The organism is Herbaspirillum sp. UBA812 (genome assembly GCF_002296545.1).
Taxonomy (GTDB): Bacteria; Pseudomonadota; Gammaproteobacteria; order Burkholderiales; family Burkholderiaceae_D; genus Herbaspirillum; species Herbaspirillum huttiense.
In genome coordinates this window covers 1,152-19,806 of sequence record NZ_DBIC01000101.1, presented here as the reverse complement: position 1 = coordinate 19,806, position 18,655 = coordinate 1,152, and the positions used below count along the sequence as shown (strand labels likewise).

General features: G+C 62.5%; 16 protein-coding genes. 9 read left to right on the top strand and 7 right to left on the bottom strand.

The window, feature by feature from the left end; all coding sequences use genetic code 11:
* The 3 genes from B3873_RS06475 to B3873_RS06465 form a co-directional block, all read left to right on the top strand.
* Window positions 1-190 (top strand): hypothetical protein (locus tag B3873_RS06475; RefSeq protein WP_286864744.1); only part of this gene is annotated, 190 nt, incomplete at its 5' end.
* 267 nt (window positions 191-457) lie between these two features.
* Window positions 458-2,101: a methyl-accepting chemotaxis protein gene (locus B3873_RS06470; RefSeq protein WP_286864741.1), complete on the top strand. Its 1,644-nt coding sequence runs from the start codon at window positions 458-460 to the stop codon at window positions 2,099-2,101.
* Window positions 2,102-2,335: 234 nt separating this feature from the next.
* A complete protein-coding gene (locus tag B3873_RS06465; protein ID WP_286864739.1) occupies window positions 2,336-4,918 on the top strand; it encodes a 2-oxoglutarate dehydrogenase E1 component in 2,583 nt (860 codons plus the stop codon).
* A gap of 242 nt (window positions 4,919-5,160) precedes the next feature.
* On the opposite strand, the gene B3873_RS06460 is transcribed toward B3873_RS06465, so the two are convergent.
* From B3873_RS06460 to B3873_RS06435, 6 genes are all read right to left on the bottom strand, one after another.
* A complete protein-coding gene (locus B3873_RS06460; RefSeq protein WP_039787206.1) occupies window positions 5,161-5,661 on the bottom strand; it encodes a Csu type fimbrial protein in 501 nt (166 codons plus the stop codon).
* A 212-nt stretch (window positions 5,662-5,873) separates the two neighbouring features.
* The gene (locus B3873_RS06455; protein WP_286864737.1) at window positions 5,874-6,359 is read right to left on the bottom strand and encodes a Csu type fimbrial protein; all 486 of its coding nucleotides are present in this window, start codon (window positions 6,357-6,359) and stop codon (window positions 5,874-5,876) included.
* A 26-nt stretch (window positions 6,360-6,385) separates the two neighbouring features.
* Window positions 6,386-8,689, bottom strand: a complete 2,304-nt coding sequence (locus B3873_RS06450; protein ID WP_286864735.1) for a fimbria/pilus outer membrane usher protein — start codon at window positions 8,687-8,689, stop codon at window positions 6,386-6,388.
* Window positions 8,686-9,387, bottom strand: coding sequence for a fimbrial biogenesis chaperone (locus B3873_RS06445; protein WP_286864733.1), 702 nt, complete (start codon window positions 9,385-9,387; stop codon window positions 8,686-8,688). The genes B3873_RS06450 and B3873_RS06445 overlap by 4 nt, the downstream gene beginning before the upstream one ends.
* Before the next feature lie 282 nt (window positions 9,388-9,669).
* Window positions 9,670-10,158 (bottom strand): Csu type fimbrial protein, encoded by a 489-nt coding sequence (locus tag B3873_RS06440; RefSeq protein ID WP_209535929.1) that lies wholly within the window; start codon window positions 10,156-10,158, stop codon window positions 9,670-9,672.
* 62 nt (window positions 10,159-10,220) lie between these two features.
* Window positions 10,221-10,499 carry a hypothetical protein gene (locus B3873_RS06435; protein WP_286864731.1) on the bottom strand — a complete coding sequence of 93 codons (279 nt, stop codon included), beginning with the start codon at window positions 10,497-10,499 and terminating at the stop codon, window positions 10,221-10,223.
* 130 nt (window positions 10,500-10,629) lie between these two features.
* Between B3873_RS06435 and B3873_RS06430 the strand changes: the two genes are divergently transcribed.
* The 4 genes from B3873_RS06430 (at window position 10,630) to B3873_RS06415 (ending at window position 15,339) form a co-directional block, all read left to right on the top strand.
* A complete protein-coding gene (locus B3873_RS06430; protein WP_039787199.1) occupies window positions 10,630-12,432 on the top strand; it encodes a sensor histidine kinase in 1,803 nt (600 codons plus the stop codon).
* Between the two features lie 38 nt (window positions 12,433-12,470).
* The gene (locus B3873_RS06425; protein WP_034334328.1) at window positions 12,471-13,934 is read left to right on the top strand and encodes a hybrid sensor histidine kinase/response regulator; all 1,464 of its coding nucleotides are present in this window, start codon (window positions 12,471-12,473) and stop codon (window positions 13,932-13,934) included.
* Complete coding sequence (locus B3873_RS06420; RefSeq protein ID WP_008329401.1) at window positions 13,935-14,585, top strand: response regulator; 651 nt, start codon at window positions 13,935-13,937, stop codon at window positions 14,583-14,585.
* Window positions 14,586-14,877: 292 nt separating this feature from the next.
* A complete protein-coding gene (locus tag B3873_RS06415) occupies window positions 14,878-15,339 on the top strand; it encodes a response regulator (RefSeq protein WP_134222571.1) in 462 nt (153 codons plus the stop codon).
* A gap of 88 nt (window positions 15,340-15,427) precedes the next feature.
* Here the strand turns inward: B3873_RS06415 and B3873_RS06410 are convergent, their stop codons facing one another.
* A complete protein-coding gene (locus B3873_RS06410) occupies window positions 15,428-16,084 on the bottom strand; it encodes a Crp/Fnr family transcriptional regulator (RefSeq protein ID WP_240733719.1) in 657 nt (218 codons plus the stop codon).
* Between the two features lie 289 nt (window positions 16,085-16,373).
* Here B3873_RS06410 and B3873_RS06405 point away from each other — a divergent pair, with 289 nt between their 5' ends.
* Together B3873_RS06405 and B3873_RS06400 are read left to right on the top strand one after the other, a co-directional pair.
* Window positions 16,374-18,335 carry an AMP-dependent synthetase/ligase gene (locus B3873_RS06405; protein ID WP_286864726.1) on the top strand — a complete coding sequence of 654 codons (1,962 nt, stop codon included), beginning with the start codon at window positions 16,374-16,376 and terminating at the stop codon, window positions 18,333-18,335.
* Between the two features lie 72 nt (window positions 18,336-18,407).
* A partial coding sequence (locus tag B3873_RS06400; protein WP_286864724.1) for an ATP-binding cassette domain-containing protein occupies window positions 18,408-18,655 on the top strand: 248 nt, incomplete at its 3' end.

Here is an 18,655-nt window from a genome sequence, read left to right as displayed (position 1 = left end):
GTCCGCTCCGCCAAATAAAATGCCTCGTTCGAAAGACCGGGCCATTTTTGTCTTTGTGCAGCAAAAAGCTTCACTCTACTCATCATTTCCCACCCGCTGGCTTTATCTCTCTTTCCTGACAAAATTACGCGACACGTATCAAATAAATGTGAGTTTCAAGTACTTTTCCGCACGGAAATGTTTACACTGAAGCGGAATTTGCAATTTCTCAAAAAACAGGAGACCGGCACAGCCGGGGCAAACAATGTTTTTGAGGGAACCCGGCCCGTTCAAACAGGCCGAGGAAGAAGGGCACAAGCCGCTCCCCAAAGATGTGAAGAGAACCCAAGAGACGCATTGCGGATTCGCAAAGTGGTGCAGGGTCATGGGCACGCAGGGCAATCTACGACAACTCGGGGCAAAGTCGTCCAGCCAGGGCCTGCACGTGGGCATCAAATGGGATAAACAAGGGGTAGCGATGAAGCTCGCCAATTTCAACATTGGCGTCCGCCTGGGCGGCGCTTTTGCAATAGTCTTGCTGCTGATCATGGTGACCGCCATGGTCGGTGTCAGGAACCAGTCTTCCAACAACGCTGAAATCAACAGCATCGTCAACGAGAAATACCAGCTCATCGCCTTGAGCAACCAGATCAAGAACAATGGCTACAAGGCCAATGCGGTGCTGTCCAACATCCTGCTGGCGACCACGCCCGAGGCTTCGGCGAAGTACATGGATGAGTACGCCGGCCTGCGAAAGGCCAACACCGAGGCCTACAAGCAGCTCGAAGGCATGCTCGATTCCGACAAGACCAAAGCGCTCTACGCCGAGCAGACTAGCGCCCGCTCGGCCTACGGCGTAGCCGTGCGCAAGTTCTTCGAATTGATGAAGACCGGCGAACGCGCCGAGGCGACCACGCTCTTCCAGGGCGATCTGGCGCGCCTGCAGACGGAGTACTTCGTCATGGTCGACAAGATGGTCAATTCGCTGGCCCAGGAAATGGTCGAAGATTCCCGCCAGGTCGCCGAGGACGGCCACCTGGCCGTGATCCAGATGATCGTGCTGGCCGCCGTGGCCGTGGTACTGGCGTCGGTGATCGGCGTGCTCATCACGCGCTCCATCACCGCCCCCGTGCGCCACGCCGTGGTGCTGGCCGAAGCGGTGGCCCAGGGCGACCTGTCCTATCGGCTCAACGCTGCCGGCAAGGACGAGATCAGCCGCCTGCTGCAGGCGCTGCAGCACATGAGCGATAACCTGCACGATACCGTCTCCAACGTGCGCAATGGCACCTCCGCCATCGACATGGCCGCGCGCGAACTGGCGCAAGGCAACCTGAGCCTGTCGGATCGCACCGAACAGCAGGCCAGCTCGCTGGAAGAAACCGCTTCCGCCATGGAGCAGCTGACCTCGGCCGTGCGCCAGAATGCCGACAATGCCCGCCAGGCCAGCGAACTGGCAGTCTCCGCCTCGGATGTCGCGGTACGCGGTGGTGCCTCGGTGGAGCAGGTGGTCAACATCATGACCGCCATCAGCACCTCTTCCGGCAAGATCGCCGACATCATCACGGTCATCGATGGCATCGCCTTCCAGACCAACCTGCTGGCGCTGAACGCGGCCGTGGAAGCGGCCCGCGCCGGCGAGCACGGACGTGGCTTTGCGGTGGTGGCCAGCGAAGTGCGCGGCCTGGCCCAGCGCAGTGCCGTGGCCGCCAAGGAAATCAAGTCGCTCATCGAAGGTTCGGTCGGCCATGTGAAGGCCGGCAGTAACATCGTCGAACAGACCGTGGCCACCATCGATGAAGTCATCGCCAGCATCAAGCACGCCACCGACCTCATCACCGATATCAGCGCCTCCAGCAAGGAGCAAAGCGAGGGCATCGAGCAGATCAACCAGGCCATCAGCCAGATGGACCAGATGACCCAGGAAAACTCGGCCCTGGTGGAACAGAATGCGGCCGCCTCCCAGGCACTGCAATCCCAGGCCGAGCAGCTGTCGGCGCTGATGGGCCGCTTCCGGCTCAGCGAGTTGCTGGCCAACGGCCAGGCTGGCGGCCATGCCGCTTCCCCGCGCAAAGGTCCGCGCGAAAAGGTCATCCAGCCCGAGCTGTCGCTGATCCAGGGCTGATGCTTCACCCGGGCGGCGTGCCTGCCGCCTGAACCGATATCTGCGAGGAGACCGCGCCCGCTTCGTCACGCCGGGCGCGACAACAACAAAGTGTCCCCCTGCACGCTGCTGCCGCACCCGGCCTGAAAAGGCCTGGCAGCCGGCTGGCAGGAGCGGACACGTCCGTTGCGTGCGTCGCCGCTGCTCAGGGCGCTGCACGCAGTCCGCCCCCGACCCAGCCCCGAAAGGTTAGCCATGACGCTCCACCATTCCCACGCCGGCAGCACCGAGCAGATGTCCGATGCGCGCCAGGCCCTGGCCCACGCCCGCATACAATCCTTCATCGAGGCCTATCGCCATGAGGGTTACCGGATCGCTGACATCGATCCTCTGGGCACGCTCTCGGTGCCCGAGATCCCCGCCTTGCTGCCCCAACATCACGATCTGAAGGATGAGGACCTGGCGCTGGGCCAGCACCGCTTTCTGGAGGGGCTGGGCCTCACCAATGTGAAGGAATTGACGCATTTTCTGAGTCGGCTGTATTGCGGCCCGCTCGGCCTCGATGCCAGTGGCGTACGTGATGAGTCCCGCCGCCAGTGGCTGTTTGCACGCCTGGCCGCGCGCGACCCGGGTGCCGATCCTGCAACTGCCGAGCGCGCCGCCATCCTGGCCCGGCTGGCTGCCGCCGAACAGTGGGAGCACTACCTGCAGCAAGATTATCCGCACGCCAAGCGCTTTTCGCTGGAAGGCTGCGAAGCGCTGCTGGTACTGATGGATGCGCTGGCCGAGCGCAGCAGTTTCTATCAGCTGGAGCAATTGTTCCTGGCCATGCCGCATCGCGGCCGTCTCAACCTGCTGGTGAACCTGATGCAGATGCCGGCGGCCGATATCGTGGCGTATTTCGACGCGGCGAGCACGACCGCAGCAGCAGCCGGCGCAGTGGATCTGCCTTACCATCTGGGGGCCGAGACCGTGCGCGCCACCGCCCATGGTCAGCTGGGCCTGTTCATGGCGCACAATCCCTCCCATCTGGAAAGCGCCTATCCGGTGCTGCTGGGCATGGTGCGCGGCTACCGCAGTGCGCATCCGCAATCACCCATGCCGGCCTCGGTGGTGATCCATGGCGATGCTGCCTTCTGCGGCCAGGGCGTGGTGATGGAGTCGCTCAAGCTGTCCCTGCATCCGGGTTACAGCGTGGGCGGCACGGTCCACGTGATCGTCAACAACCAGATCGGCTTCACCACGCCCAATCCGCTCGATCCCCTCAATCATGGCTACTGCACCGACATCGCCCGCATCGTCGGCGCGCCAGTGCTGCACGTCAACGCCGACCAGCCGGAGGCGGTACTGCGTGCCGCGCGGATCGCTTTCGACTATCGCATGCAGTTTGGCGCCGACGTGGTGATCGACCTGGTCGGCTATCGTCGCTGGGGGCATGCCGAACAGGATACGGCGACCGTGACCCAGCCCTTGCTGCACGGTTTCATCGACAAGCATCCGCCGGTCACGCAGCTCTATGCCCAGGCCGGGTGGCCCGGTTCGGACGACGGCGCGACGCTGCTGGCGGTGAGCAGCCAGCAAGTGCTCGCAAGCTTCCGCAACAGTCGTCCATCCGCCCCGGCGGCGCAACGGAGGGCACCCGCCTTGGCCGTCAAGCCCGACGCGCCGGACCTGCTGCGCCTGCGCCAGTTCGTGGAACGCATGACGCGCTTGCCGGAAGGCTTTGCTGCACATCCTGCAGTCACGCGGCTGATTGCGCAGTGGCAGGACAGCGTCAGCTCCAGCGATCACGCGTGCAGCTGGAATTTCGCCGAAAACATGGCCTATGCCTCCTTGTTGTGGGAAGGGCAGGGGCTGCGCATTTCCGGTATGGATGTGCAACGCGGCACCTTCATGCAGCGCCACGCCGTCTGGCATGCGATCGACGCGGCGCAAGGCGTGCAGCAGGCCTTCTGGCCGCTGCGCCAGGTGGCTGCGCCCGGTACCGCGCTGGAGGTGGTCAATTCACCGCTGAGTGAAGAGGCAGTGGTTGGCTTCGAATATGGATTCAGCGTACAGGCGGGGCCCGGTGCGATGGTCATCTGGGAGGCCCAGTTCGGCGACTTCGTCAACGGTGCCCAGATCATGATCGACCAGTTCATTGCCTCCGGTCGCGGCAAATGGGGCTACCCCTCGGCGCTGACCGTGCTGCTGCCGCACGGCTATGAAGGCGTGGGGCCGGAGCACTCGACCGGCTACCTCAGCCGGATGCTGCTGCTATGCGCGCAGGAGAACATGCGCGTGGCGTATCCGTCCAGTTCGGCGCAGTGGTTCCACCTGCTGCGCCAGCAGGCGCTGCAGGGGGACCGTCCGCTGGTAGTGTTCACGCCCAAATCGGTGCTGCATGGCGAAGTGCGTTCGCAGTCGCCCTTGTCGGCCCTGTTGCAGGGGGACTTCCAGCCGCTGGTGGAGGATGCCGATGCACCGCCTGACGCGCAGGTGCAGCGGGTGGTCTTGTGCAGTGGCAAGGTCTGCTACGACCTGGCCGACGGCCGCCGCAAGGCGGGCGACACGCGCACCGTCCTGCTGACCGTGGAGCAGCTGCATCCCTTCCCCGAAGACAGGCTGGGTGCTGTCTTGCGCAGCTATCCGCAGCTGGAGGAAGTGATCTGGGTACAGGAGGAAGAGCGCAAGCAGGGGGCCTGGCTGTGCGTGCGGGATGCCATCGAAGCGGCCTTGCCGTTGCAGGTGCGTCTGCGGGCCGTAACACGGCCGGATACCGATGCCGGTCCGACGGCATCCAAGGCCCGCCACTATGCCCAGCAGGCGGCGCTGGTGCAGTCCGTATTCCCTGCATGAACGCATCAGGCCGACGCACCAAGCCACGCCTCGGCGGATGAAAAAAAACGGTGTACTTCATCATGAAGTACACCGCCCACCCCCTCCGGTTTCCCCGGTATGCATCGCAGCTGATGTTGTAGTCCGCGCCTTGCAGGATCGTCAAGCTGCAGCGCAATGCTTGCAGTGCAATCCTTGTGTCAAAAGCGCGTCAGGCCATCCTGTCAGCGTTCAATCCTTGAATTCTTGAATACTTCCGTCGTTCAGTAGGTCAGCGTCACGGTCACGGTGTCCGAGTAGGAACCGGCCAGCGGCGTCTGGGCCGCCGGGATCTGGCCATAGACGGTCAGGGTCTGGGTCAGGCCGGAACCGGTGCCGGTCAGGGTATCGGTGCCGATGGTCGAACCCCAGTTGTTGCTGCGGGCCGAATCGCGGTACAGCGCATAGTTCAGGGTGCCGCCGCCGGCTGCGCTCATCTTGCGGTTGCTCACGCTGGCACCGGTGCCGGTGCCGGCGTCCAGACCGACGTTGTAGGCCGTGCCGTTGGTGCACAGCACGGTGATGGTGCCGGACTGGTTGACCACGCTCTGGGTGTAGGCGCCGAAGGCGATGGCCGAACCGACCACGGTGCAGGCGGCGACCACCGAGGCGCTGATGGTCAGCGTGCCGCTGGCGGTGGCAGCGAAGGAAGCCGGTGCGCTGGAAGCCAGCACGACAGCAGCGATGGAAGCAGCGACGATGCGATTTTTCTTGATGAAGAACATTTTGTTTCTCCTGGTCTGGCTGCCCCGTCCTCGCCCCTTGCAAGAACTTCCCTGTGCAGCGTTGGTATGGAGATACTTTAGTTTCCGGAGCCCGGATCAGACATCCGGCTATTCCCTATCACCCTGTCAATTTTCGTCAGGGAAAACCTGAATCGCAACGAGAACGTTTATCAAGCTCATCAGCAATTCTCCACCTGCTTTGTCGGTTCCGCTCAGTAGGTGATGAGCACCGTCAGCGTATCCAGATAGCTGCCAGCCTTGACGTTCTGGCTGCCCGGTACGCGTCCGTAGACGGTGTAGGATCTGCTCACCGGCGTGAGGACCTGCAGCAGGTAGCCGTCGCTGACGAAACTGGTGCTGGAGGAACCATCGCCCCACACCGAGGTGTGCGCGGCGTCGCGATACGCCTGGTAGTTGAGGCTGTTGGCACCGCTGAGCATCTTGCGCTGGGCATAGGCACCGCTGCTGCCGGCGCTGAGCTTGACGGTATAGGCGATCAGCAGCGATGCAGTCGCCTGGCAGGTGACGGTGATGTTGCCGGTGTTGTCGAGGTTGCTGCTGGATTGCGGGTCGTAGAGGCCGAAGGACACCGGGTTGGACGCCGCCGAGCAGAGTTGCTGGGCCTGCGCCGGAACAGCGGCCAATGCGATGAGCAACGCCAGCGCAGCCAGGGACACGGAATGGATAGTGTTCTTCATGTGCTCTCCACGATGCAGGCCGCCCTTCAACGGCAGGTCACGATTTCATTGCTCATGCCACCTTCGCTGCGTGCCGGCGGCGTCAGCATGGCCTGGCAGCGGGCTCCGGACGGCAGCAGTACGTCCAGCGTGTTGACCGGTCCCAGTTCCTGCAGATAGCTCACGCCGTCATAGCCGACCGGTGCCTGCAGGCCGCTCTCGCGCACGCGGATGGAGGAGCCGAGCGGAATGAATTCCCCCGCGGCGTCCTTGAGGATGATGGTCACGTCCGAGGCGCGCCGGGCGTTGAAATGCACCACCACACCGGAGCGGTCGCGCGGCTTCACGTACTGGTCTGACTGGTCCAGTTGCAGGGTCAGCGGCAGGTCCAGCACGTCCACCGAGATCTTGTTGACGTCATAGGCGCGCAGGTCGGTCAGCAGCAACTGGCCGTTGTCGTCGGTGCGGCCGGCGTAGCGGTTTTCGTTGTAGATGCCGACATTCTTGACCCCGCTGGCATTGACCACCGCGAAGCTGTCATCGATCCAGTCGGTGGCGAAGGCGCTGCCATCCATGAAGGCCAGCGCTCCGCGCGCCCCCAGGCGCTGGCTGGTGGCGCCGTTCGATTGCGATGCTGCCGCGCTGACGCTGCCGTAGCGGCTCTTGTAGTTGAGCTGGCCGATGCGCTGCCGATAGCTGCCCTCGGTATCCTGCAATTGCCAGCCAAGATCGCCGATGGCCACCGTCGAGCGGCTGGCCTGCAGCGTGCTGGTACGCTGGCCGTTGTTGTTGCTCACGCTGGCCCCGGCCACGTCGCGGCCGCCGAAGGGGATGATCAGCCCGATGGTGGCACCGTAGCCGCTGCTGCGAAAGTCGCGATAGGCCGTGAGATAGAAATTGGACGTGTTGCCGACCGACTTGAACCAGGTCACCGTCACGGTCTCGCTGTCTGCCAGATTGCTGGTGCCGAGTTCGGTGAACAGCAGCGGACTCTTGCTGCGCGCATAGGCCATGCTCAGCGAGCCGTATTCACGCAGGTTCAGGCCCAGCGTCGCCAGCGTGGCGCTGCGCGAGACCGGGGCCCCCTGCAGCGCACCGATATCCTGATAGCCCCGCGTGGATTGCGTGCGCGACAGCGACAGGCTGACCGGATCGGCATTGCGCTCGATGGCCAGCGAGACCTGCTGGCCGGAATTGCCCTCGCTGCTGCTGGCCGCCAGCGAGCTGGCCAACACCGCACGATTGCCCAGGTTGAAAACCGCGCCGCCGCCGGCCAGCTTGAGACTGCGCATGGCTTCAGCATGCCCTTCCAGGGTGAGCCAGTCGCTCATCCCATGGCGCGCCGTGCCGGAGAGAGCGAACTGTCCATAGTCATTGCTGCGCAGACCGTAATTGCGCCGCACCCAGCCGCCTTCGGCCGAATAGGACGACAGGCCCGGTTTCAGCAGCCGGTCGGTGGCGTAGAAGTTGATGGTGCGGAAGGTCTGGCGCCCCAGCTCGTCAGTCACCGCCACGGCGATCTGGCCGGCTCCGCTGGCGATGGGCGGCTGGCGGATCTCGAAGGGGCCGGGCGGCACCGGTTGCGAGAGCTGGCGCACGCCGTTGACGAACAGGTCGACGGTCGAAGGGACCACCGTTTCGCCGCCCAACGATGGTGTGGGAAAGCGCACCAGGTCCGGCCGCAGGTTGAAATCCGACGCGTACTGGAAGCCGCCCAGACGCACCGAGCGGCTCCAGGCCAGGCTGCTGTTGATGACGTCGCCCAGGCGATAGCGGGTGAGCGTGGTCGCGTCCGAATAGGTGTAAGTCGATTCCAGCCGGGCCGACACCCCGCCGCTGTTACCGGTATAGCCCAGCCCGGTGGAACTGAACACGCTGCTGCCCGAGAACCAGCGCGCATCAAACAGCCCACCCAGCGCATGCTGGTTTTGGCTGCTGGAGGCCAGCAGGTCATAGTTCAGCACCAGCCCCTGTCCGCCCGGTGACAGGGGGACCTTGCTGGCGATACTGGCGGCGTCAATGTCGGTGGTGTTCATGAAACGGGCCGGGACCATCAGGTTGATCTTGGCACCGGCCTCGTCGAGGTCGACTGCCGTCGTGAGGGCGCGCAGGGCGATCAGCTCCTCATCCGCGCCGTCGACGCGCAGCTTGAGGCTGCGCAGTTCCGATGCCGTGGCATACAGTGCCTGCTGGCGGCGCGTGAACTGCGCTACCAGGCTGGTGTTGCGTCCGTTGATGGAAACTTCCAGCAACAGGATCTCGTCACCCGGCTCTGCGGCCCGCGCCAGCGCCACCATGGCCAGGCAGCAGACCAGGATGAGGGAAGCAAGCCAGCGTGTCGCGCGAATCAAGGTGCCACGGTGAGTTCGGCATCAATCGGCCCGGCATCGCTGTTGGCAGTCAGCTTGACTCGGCTGCCCACGGCAAGCGGGGTGTCGCTCTCGATCAGGTATTGCCGGGTGATGCCGGCCAGAGTGTAGGGATTGCCCCCGCCCGGCGCGCTCAGTTTCTTGCCATTGGGCAGCGTCAGCGCCAGGTCCAGCAGGCGTGCGCGGCGGTTGCCGCTGTTTTCGACCAGCAGGCGCAAGGGCTTGCCGGCGTGCAGCTGATACTCCAGCTGGGCCTTGGGCGCGGCGGACGGTGCGATGAACACCGGCATGGAAATGCGGAATTTGAAGTTGATGGTGGCCCCTTCGGTGGCGGCGGGGATTTCATCGATCAGCAGGCGATAAGCGATCTCGGTCGGCGCGGCCGGCTGTTTGGCCACCACCCGGATCACTTGCGAAGCACCGGGGGCGAGATTGAATACGGGAGGGCTGAGGATCAGGTTCTGCGTGGGTTGCAGCTCATCCTTGCTGTCCGCCTGCTGCCAGTCATAGGCGCGCAGTTGCAGGGAGACATTGTGATTGTCGTTGTTGACGATCTTGATCACGCCGGCCGTGCGCGAGGACGACAGCTCCAGCACCACCGGAGCGATCTCGAAATTGGACGCGTGGGCCGCCTGCCACCCACCCGCACTTGCCAGGCAAGCCAGCGCCATTACGCGCATCAGCTGCCCCCCTATGGATGCTGATCTCGTCACGCTACGACATCTCCACTCTGGTTGTCAGTTCGTTGTCAGTTTTTTGCTAGATTAAAACGAAACAGGTCAAAAAGTGTGAAGAAAGTTGCAAGCGAGCCACAGAATGTGATCAACAATCAACAAAAAATTTGCTCAACAGTAATTTGGAGGTGCCAGCGACAGCGGTGCGGGCAAGAAAAATGGCGCGGCTCCGTGAAGAGTCCGCGCCATTGCGTTGGGCTGCCGGCGCTGCGCCGGCGTTGTCAGGGATCAGTAGGACAGGGTGATGGCCACCACGTCGCTGTAGCTGCCCGCACGGGCGGTCTGGCCGCCCGGGATGTAGCCGTAGACCGGGATGTTCTGGTTGCTGCCGTTGCCCACGCCGGCCACCGTATCGCTGCCAGTGCTGTTGCCCCAGGAACGGGTACGCGCAGCATCCTGATACAGACCGTAGTTGAGGGTGTTGACGCCATCCGCAGTGCTCAGCTTGCGCGTGGCGACGTTGGCACCGCTGCCGGTACCGCCATCCAGGCTCACGGTATAGCTGGTGCCGTTGGAACAAGCCACGCCGATCTGCGCATTCTGCTGCAGGGCGCTGGCCGCATAGCTGCCGAAGGGCAGGGCGGCGCTCTGGACCACGCATTGCGAGGGTACGGTGGCGGAAATGTCGAGGTTCCCGGTGGAGGAAACAGCCAGTGCATCCAGATTGACGCAACTCAGGAGGCCGGCAGCCAGTAGCAGGGAATGTGAATTTTTCATCGAATACGCGCCGGCAGAGCTCGGGCCCAAGCCCGGAAAAAACGGGTAAATGTCGGAATCTATTATAGAATTAATTCGAATAAACAATAGGAAAATGCCGGATGGCTGGGCTTGATGCGCATCGCATGGCGCATTTGCGCAACAGCGTTTTCCACGAATTTGAAGATGTTGGTTCCATTTGCTGACAGAAAGAAAACAGTTGATATCGGATAGGCCGTATTCCGGTATCGGGACAGGCAGCAAGGAGACACTTCAGCCGCCCCCTCACCACCCTGGCGCAGACAGGTTGGCCGGGCAGCTGCGGGGGGGAATGGCCACGCCGCATCCAGGTGCGTGTGCATGCGCGGTTCCCGGCAACACACAGGATGAACACCCGAGCAGCCTGCCGCATGCGCGCTGTATTCGGGCGGGTGGTCGGGTAACCGGCTCTCAAGCCGCAAGCGTGACTGGCAGAACAATGAAACGTGAACCATGCCGATAACCAGACAAAGCGGACTGGCCCGAGCCAGCACCGGCATTTTCTTCCTGCTGGCCCTGTTGCTCTCGTTGGGCGTGGCAGCTTTTTCGTACCATAGCGTGCGTGACTTCGAGCGGCGCGCCGTCTGGCTGCAGCATAGCTATACGGTGCTCAACAAGCTGGAAGAAGCCAACTCGACCCTGCGCGACACAGTCAGCAGTTCGCGCGGCTTTGCGCTTTCGGGTGAGCAGGAATACCGCAACAATTTCGAGTCCGGGGTGCGTCATGTCAACGCACTGCTGCAGGATCTGCGCCGCCTGCTGAGCGATAACCCTCGGCAGGCTGGTTTGCTCGGTCAGACCGAAGACCTGGTGATGCAGCGCCTGACGCTGTCGCGCCAGCTGATGGAACTGAGCCAGGAAGAAGGCCGCGCCCGCGTGCTGGAGGGCAAGGAACTGGGTGAGCGCATCCGCACCGGCTTCGAGCAGATGAAGGGCAACGAGAACGCATTGTTGGCTACGCGTGCGCATGACACGGCCATGAGCGCCAATCTGACCATTTTCATGGTCATCAGCGGCAGCCTGCTCAGCATCGCCTTGCTGCTGCTGGTCTATCGCAAGTTGCGCAAGGAGATGTCGCGCCGGGTCGAGGCCCAGCAGCGCGCACAAGCTTATTCGGACGAGATCGAGGATCTCTACAACAACGCCCCCTGCGGCTATCACTCGGTCGACGAGACCGACAAGCGCATCATCAAGATCAACGACACCGAACTGAAATGGCTGGGCTACACGCGCGAACAGGTGGTGGGCCGCATGACCCAGGCCGACCTGCTGGCCCCGGCCAGCGCCGCGCGCTACGAGCGCGAGCTGCAACCCCAGTTCCTGCTCAGGCGCGAGATCAGCGGCATCGACCTCAACTTCCGCCGCGCCGATGGCAGCGAATTCACCGCGCTGGTCAATGCCACTGCCATTCCCAGCCGCGACAACAGCAAGCTCATCAGCCGCACCGTGATCTACGACATCTCCGAACGCAAACGCGCCGAGGAAGAGATCGAGGCCCTCAATGCCGACCTGGAGCGCCAGGCCCAGCACCTGCACAACGTGAACAAGGAACTGGAGAGTTTTTCCTATTCGGTCTCGCATGACTTGCGCGCGCCGCTGCGTGCCATCTCCGGCTATGCCATGATCCTCGAAGAGGACTACGCCCACGCCATCGACGAGAAAGGACGCGAGCAGCTGCAGGTGATCCGCCGCAACGTGCGCAAGATGGATGCGCTGATCAACGACCTGCTCAAGCTGGCCAAGTCCACTACCGGTGAACTGACCTTGCAGCGCTTCTCGATGGACGAACTGGTGGCGCAGGTGGTCGCTGGTCTGCAGCAGGAAAACCCCGGCGTGATCTTCGATGTGCCGCGTCTGGAAGGCGCGGTCGCCAATCGCGGGCTGATCGCGCAAGTATGGGAAAACCTGCTGTCCAATGCAGTCAAGTTCAGCAGCAAGAGCGAGCAGCCGCGTGTGTGCGTGACCATGCAAGCCAATGCGGACGAGTACGTCTACGGCGTCCACGACAATGGCGTCGGCTTCGACATGCGCTATGCACACAAGCTGTTCGGCACTTTCCAGCGATTGCATCGTCAGGAGGAATATGCCGGCACCGGCATCGGCCTGGCACTGGTGCAGCGCATCGTGGTGCGCCATACCGGCCGGGTCTGGGCCGAGAGCAAGCCCAGGGAAGGTGCCAGCTTCTACTTCGCGTTGCCGCGCAAGGGCGTGCTGCCCAGCCTGGGCGAAGCGCGCCGATCGTCCGATGAGAATTGACCCGAGTCAACCGTGAGCCTGAAGGAGAACAAGGTCCCATGAGCATTCCGCTACGCGTACTGTTCGTCGAAGACATGGAAGAAGACGCCGTGCTGATGGTGCGTGAGCTCAAGCGCGGCGGCTTCGATCCGACCTGGGAACGGGTCGACGACGAACAGGCCCTGCTGGCGGCGCTGCAGGCGCAGCGCTGGGACATCGTCATCTCGGATTACTCGATGCCGATGTTCTCCGGCGTCGAAGCCTTGAAGCTGGTCAAGGCCGACAATGACCAGACGCCCTTCATCATCGTCTCCGGCGTGATCGGCGAGCAGACGGCAGTGGAGGTGATGAAGGCGGGGGCTCAGGATTACTTCCTGAAAAGCGCCATCGCCCGCCTGCCGCACGCGGTCGACCGCGAACTGCGCGACGCCCAGGCGCGGCGCAAGCAGCGCGCCAGTGCCCAGGCCCTGCGCGAGATGCAGGCGCGCTTCAATGCCTTCATGAATGCGGCTCCCATGCCGACCTGGATCAAAGATGCGCAGCTGCGCTACAGCTACGTCAATCCGGCGCAGTCGGCTTTCTACGGCATGACCCCGCACGACATGGATGGCATGACCGATGCCGAGCTGATGACCACGGGCGGGGCCGAAGCCTCGCGTGAGTACGATCGCAAGGTGCTGGAAGAAAAGTGCGAGCTGCACACTCAGGAAACCGTGTTCGACCACAACCACAATGCGCGCATCCTCGACGTGGTGCGTTTCCCGATCAGTGGCGAAGGCAAGGGCGACATGGTGGCCGGGTTGGCCATCGACGTCACCGAGCGCGAACAGTCACGGCGCGAACTGGAACTGGCGATCCAGCGCCAGCAACTGCTGTCCTCGCGCGTGATCGAGGTGCAGGAGCGCGAACGCCAGCACCTGGCGCGCGGCTTGCATGACGACGTCGGGCAGTCGCTGACCGCCCTGAAGATCAACCTGGAAACCATCAAGAAGACCGGCTCGCTGGAAGGCCCGTCACTGCAGAACGGCATCGACATCGTCACCGCCGTGCTGGCGCAGGTACGCAGCCTGTCGCTGGATCTGCGCCCGCCGCAGCTGGACAATCTGGGCCTGATTGCCGCCCTGCGCTCCTACGTGGAGCAGAAGTCCAAGCTGGCCAACGTGAACGGCTGGTTCGAGAGCAGCGGGCATGATGAAGAATTGCACCACGACATCGAGAACACCGCCTTTCGCATCGTGCAGGAAGCCGTCACCAACATCCTGCGCCACGCAAAGTGCCAGAACATCTGGGTCAAGATCGACCGCCAGCAGGACCAGGTGTACCTGAGCATTCGCGATGACGGCAAAGGCTTCGACATCGAGCGTGCCCGCAGCAATGCCATTTCCGGTACCAGTTTCGGCCTGCTCAACATGGAAGAGCGGGCGGTGCTGGTAGGCGGTTCCATGGACATCACTTCGGCGCCCGGCGCAGGGACGGAAATCGTCATGCACCTGCCGGTCGCCCCCATCGTAAGGAGAATGTAAATGCTGACCCGAATCATGCTGGCCGACGATCACGCGCTGGTGCGCAGCGGCATCAAGGCACTGCTGACCGCCATGCCCGGTGTGGAGGTAGTGGGCGAGGCGTCCGACGGTGCCGAAGTCATCGAGATGATCCCCCAGCTGAAACCCGACCTGGTGCTGCTGGACATCGCCATGAAGGGCATGAATGGCCTGGAAGCGCTGCGCCGCCTGCGGGGCGAGTATCCGACCATTCGCTTCCTGATGCTGTCCATGTACGGCAGCGAGGAATACGTCATGCAGGCCTTGAATGCCGGCGCCAACGGCTACCTCTTCAAGGATTCGGCCGCCACCGAGCTGGAAAAAGCCCTGTATGAAGTAAAACATGGGCGTCAGTACCTGGATTCGCACATCTCGCGCGAAGCCCTCGATAACTATATGAAGCGTGTTGCACAAAACGGCACGCCGGTCGAAGTGCTCACCCCGCGCCAGCGCGAAATCCTGCAGTTGATTGCCGAAGGCAACAATACCAAGGAGATCGCCTACCAGTTGAACGTCAGCGCCAAGACCATCGAGACCCACCGGGCGCAGCTGATGGAGCGCCTGGACATCCGTGACGTGCCCGGCCTGGTGCGCTATGCGATTCGTACCGGCATTGCCACGCCGGACAAGTGACAAAAAACCTGAGTGAAGAGATCTTCACATTCAGGAAATTTCTGATTTTTTTTGAAAATGCCTGTGCAATAATCCCCTGACAGTACGGAGATCGGCGTCGGTACTGGTTTCAAGCAGACCGCCGAGGCTGGAACCAAGCCGCGGGGCAGTCGCAGCAGTGAAATTCACTGCAAGCAGCTGCCTCAGGGATGGACGGGGCAGGCGGCAGCAACGCGATTCAGGGTGGCCGGGATGTGGTCATCCAGACAAGAAGTGTTCCAGCTTGAAAATAATTGAAGAAAGCGATCCATCCATGGATATCGAGCAATATGACATCATCCTCGTCGACGACAGCCCGGAAGTGGCCGAGTTGACACGCCTGGCGCTGGGCAGCCGCAAGCTGGCTGACAAGCTGACCTGGTTTGCCGATGCGGAGCTGGCGGAGGAATTCTTTTTCCAGGGGGAATATGCGAGCCGCAAGGATCTGCATCCCTACCTGATCCTGCTGGACCTGAACCTGCCGCTGATGAGCGGCCACGATTTCCTCAAGATCATCAAGTCCAATGCCGCCACCTCGCACATTCCGGTGGTGATGTTCTCTTCTTCCGACGACCAGCGCGACATCAACCAGAGCTACGAACTCGGTGCCAATGGCTACGTGGTCAAATCCACCGATCCCAAGGAATTCATGGGCACGGTGGCCGATACCGGCATTTACTGGCGCAATCGCAATCGTCCGGCGCGCGGGGATGAGCCTGCCCGGTCCACGCCCTGAGAGCGACGCTACCCCAACGAAAAAGCGCGGCCTGGCCGCGCTTTTTTCATGTCATTTCCTTCATCAGGTTCCGGACCACAGCAGCGTTTCATCCCGGAAATTGCCGCAGCCCTTCCAGGTCATTGATGGTGATGCTGCCGTAATCCACCTTCAGCAGGCCGGCCTTTTCCAGCACCTGCAAAGCCTGGTTGGCGCGCTGGCGCGAAGTGCCGGAGAGGTTGCCGACTTCTTCCTGCGAGATCTGCAGGTTCAGCCCGATGCCAGGATTCAGATAGGGATTGAACAGCGCCGCCAGGCAGCGCGCCACGCGGGCATCCGGCTCCAGCATGCGGTCGTATTCCACCAGTGAAATGAACAGCGCCAGGCGCTCGTTCAATTGCGTCACGAGAAAGCGGTTGAAGGGAATGCTGTTGTCCAGCAGCCAGAGGTAGGTGGCCTTGGGCATGTAGAGCAGTTCACTTTCGCGCAGGGCCACCACGTCGTACTTGCGCGGTTCGTCCTTGAGCAGCGAGCCTTCACCCAGCCAGCCGCCATTGGCCATGCCGGCGAAGGAGACGGTCTTGCCTTCGGGCGAGACGCTGCTCATCTTCAGCAAGCCCTCGTGCACTCCGATCCAGTGCGCCACCGGATCGCCCTTGCGGCAGACGTAGCCGCCGGCCGGGATCTTGCGGCTGACCACCTCGGCCTCCACCCGGGCCAGCTGTTCTTCGGTCAGCGCCTGCGCCCAGATGCTCTTGGACAGCATGCGTCGAATTGATGTCTCCATGATGATGCGTCGCAATATCGAAAGTTTTGTCAATTGTCGGTGAGATGACATCCACTGGCAACCACTGCCTCTACTATCATCGCAAAAAAGGTCCAGGCAAAAGTCTGGCCAATCATAGAGACAGGACAGCTGGCATGCCCGACACAATGACTGCCGCAGTAAGAGCAGCGTAAGCCGGGCAGCACAGACTGATCCGACACCGGGTTCGTATCCTCATGCAATTCCATGAAGGAAACGGATCTTTCGAACCTGCACAAGAAGGTGGGAAATGGTGGAGACGAGACAAGACAAGGAAGCCGCGACCTTTCCGCGGCTGCTGCTGGCGCATGCCCAACGACGCCCCGAACGGGCGGCCTTCCGCGAGAAGGATCTGGGCATCTGGCAGACCACGACCTGGCGCCAGGTAGCCGACGAGGTGCGCAGCTTTGCCTGTGGCCTGGCGGCGCTGGGATTCAAGCGCGGCATGAGCCTGGCCATCATCGGCAACAACTGCCCGCGCCTGTACTGGGCCATGAGCGCCGCCCAGGCGCTGGGTGGCATGCCGGTGCCGCTGTATCAGGATGCGCCTGCGGCTGACATGGCCTATGTGCTGGCCGACGCCAACGTCGACTTCGTCATGGCCGAAGACCAGGAGCAGGTCGACAAGGTCTTCGAGATCAAGGAAAACCTGCCCCGCATCGCTCACGTCATCTATGACGACGAACGCGGCATGCGCAACTACCACCAGCCCGAGCTGCTGTCCTTTGCCCGCGTGCAGGAACTGGGCCGTGCTTACGAGCATGCGCATCCGGGGTTCTTCGAGCAGCAGGTGGCGGCGGGTTCGCCCGATGACGTGGCCATCATCCTCTACACTTCCGGCACCACCGGAAAACCCAAGGGTGTGTGCCACTCGCACCGCGCGATGATCACCACGGCCACCACGCTGGTGGAGTTCGATCATCTGGATGAGAACGACGACATCCTCTGCTACCTGCCGCTGGCCTGGGTCGGGGACTTCCTGTACTCCTTCGCCCAGCAGCACGTGGCCGGTTTCTGTCTCAATTGCCCGGAGTCGCCCAATACGGTGATGACGGACCTGCGCGAGATCGGCCCGACGTATTACTTTGCGCCACCGCGCGTGTACGAAAATATCCTCACGCAAGTGATGATCCGCATCGAGGACGCCGGCTGGATCAAGCGCAAGATGTTCCATGGATTCATGAAAGTGGCGCGCCGGGTCGGCATGCGCATCCTCGATGGCAAGCCGGGCGTGTCGCTGGTGGATCGCCTGCAGTACGCCATCGGCGACCTGCTGGTGTATGGACCGCTGAAGAACGTGCTGGGCATGTCGCGCCTGCGCGTGGCCTATACCGGTGGCGAGGCCATCGGGCCGGACTTGTTCGACTTCTATCGTTCGCTGGGCATCAACCTCAAGCAGCTCTATGGCATGACCGAGACCTGCGTCACGGTCTGCATGCAACCCTCGGGCGACGTCAAGCTCGATAGCGTGGGCCGCCCCATGAAGGGCGTGGAAGTGCGCATCGATGCCAATGGCGAAGTACTGGTGCGCTCTCCGGGCCTGATGAAGGAATATTTCAAGCGGCCCGATGCCACCGCCGAAGCCATCGACCAGGACGGCTACTTCCACACGGGAGATGCAGGTTTCTTCGACAGCGACGGCCACCTGAAAATCATCGACCGCGCCAAGGATGTCGGCAAGATGGCCTGCGGCAGCATGTTCGCGCCCAAGTACATCGAGAACAAACTGAAGTTCTTCCCCTTCATCAAGGAAGCGGTGACCTTCGGCAATGGCCGCGAACAATGCATGGCCTTCATCAACATCGACATGGATGCCGTGGGCAACTGGGCCGAGCGCCGCAATCTTCCCTACAGCGGCTATACCGACCTGGCCGCCAATCCGGCGGTCTACGACCTGGTGCGTGAATGCGTGGAAAAGGTCAACGCCGACCTGGTGGCCGATCCGCTGTTGGCCGATTCGCAGATCCATCGCTTCCTGATCCTGCACAAGGAACTCGATCCCGATGACGAGGAGCTGACCCGCACCCGCAAGGTCCGGCGCGGCTTCATCGCCGAAAAATATGCGGTCCTGATCGAGGCGCTCTATGCGGGCCATGCGTCGCAGTACATCGAGACCCAGGTCAAGTTCGAGGATGGCCGCCAGGGCATGATCTCGGCCGACCTCAGGATTGCCGACGCCAAGACCTTCAAGACGCTGCAAAGCGCCGCCTGAGCAGCACGCAGTCCCGTCCCGGCGGCCTCATCGCCGCCGGCTTGCAGCGTAGCCCGACCAGACCACTGCTGAATGAATCCGACCATGAAACGACACCTGTCTTCCGAAATCCTGCCCGCGGGCCTGCCGCCCGTGACCAGCCCCGATGACGAAGCCCCGGCGGTTGCCGCCAATGGCCGCCGCATCGGCGAGGTCATCCTCGACCTGCAGAACATTTCGCTGTCCTTCGGCGGGGTCAAGGCGCTCACCGATATCTCCTTCGATGTGCGCGAGCATGAGATCCGCGCCATCATCGGCCCCAACGGCGCCGGCAAGACCAC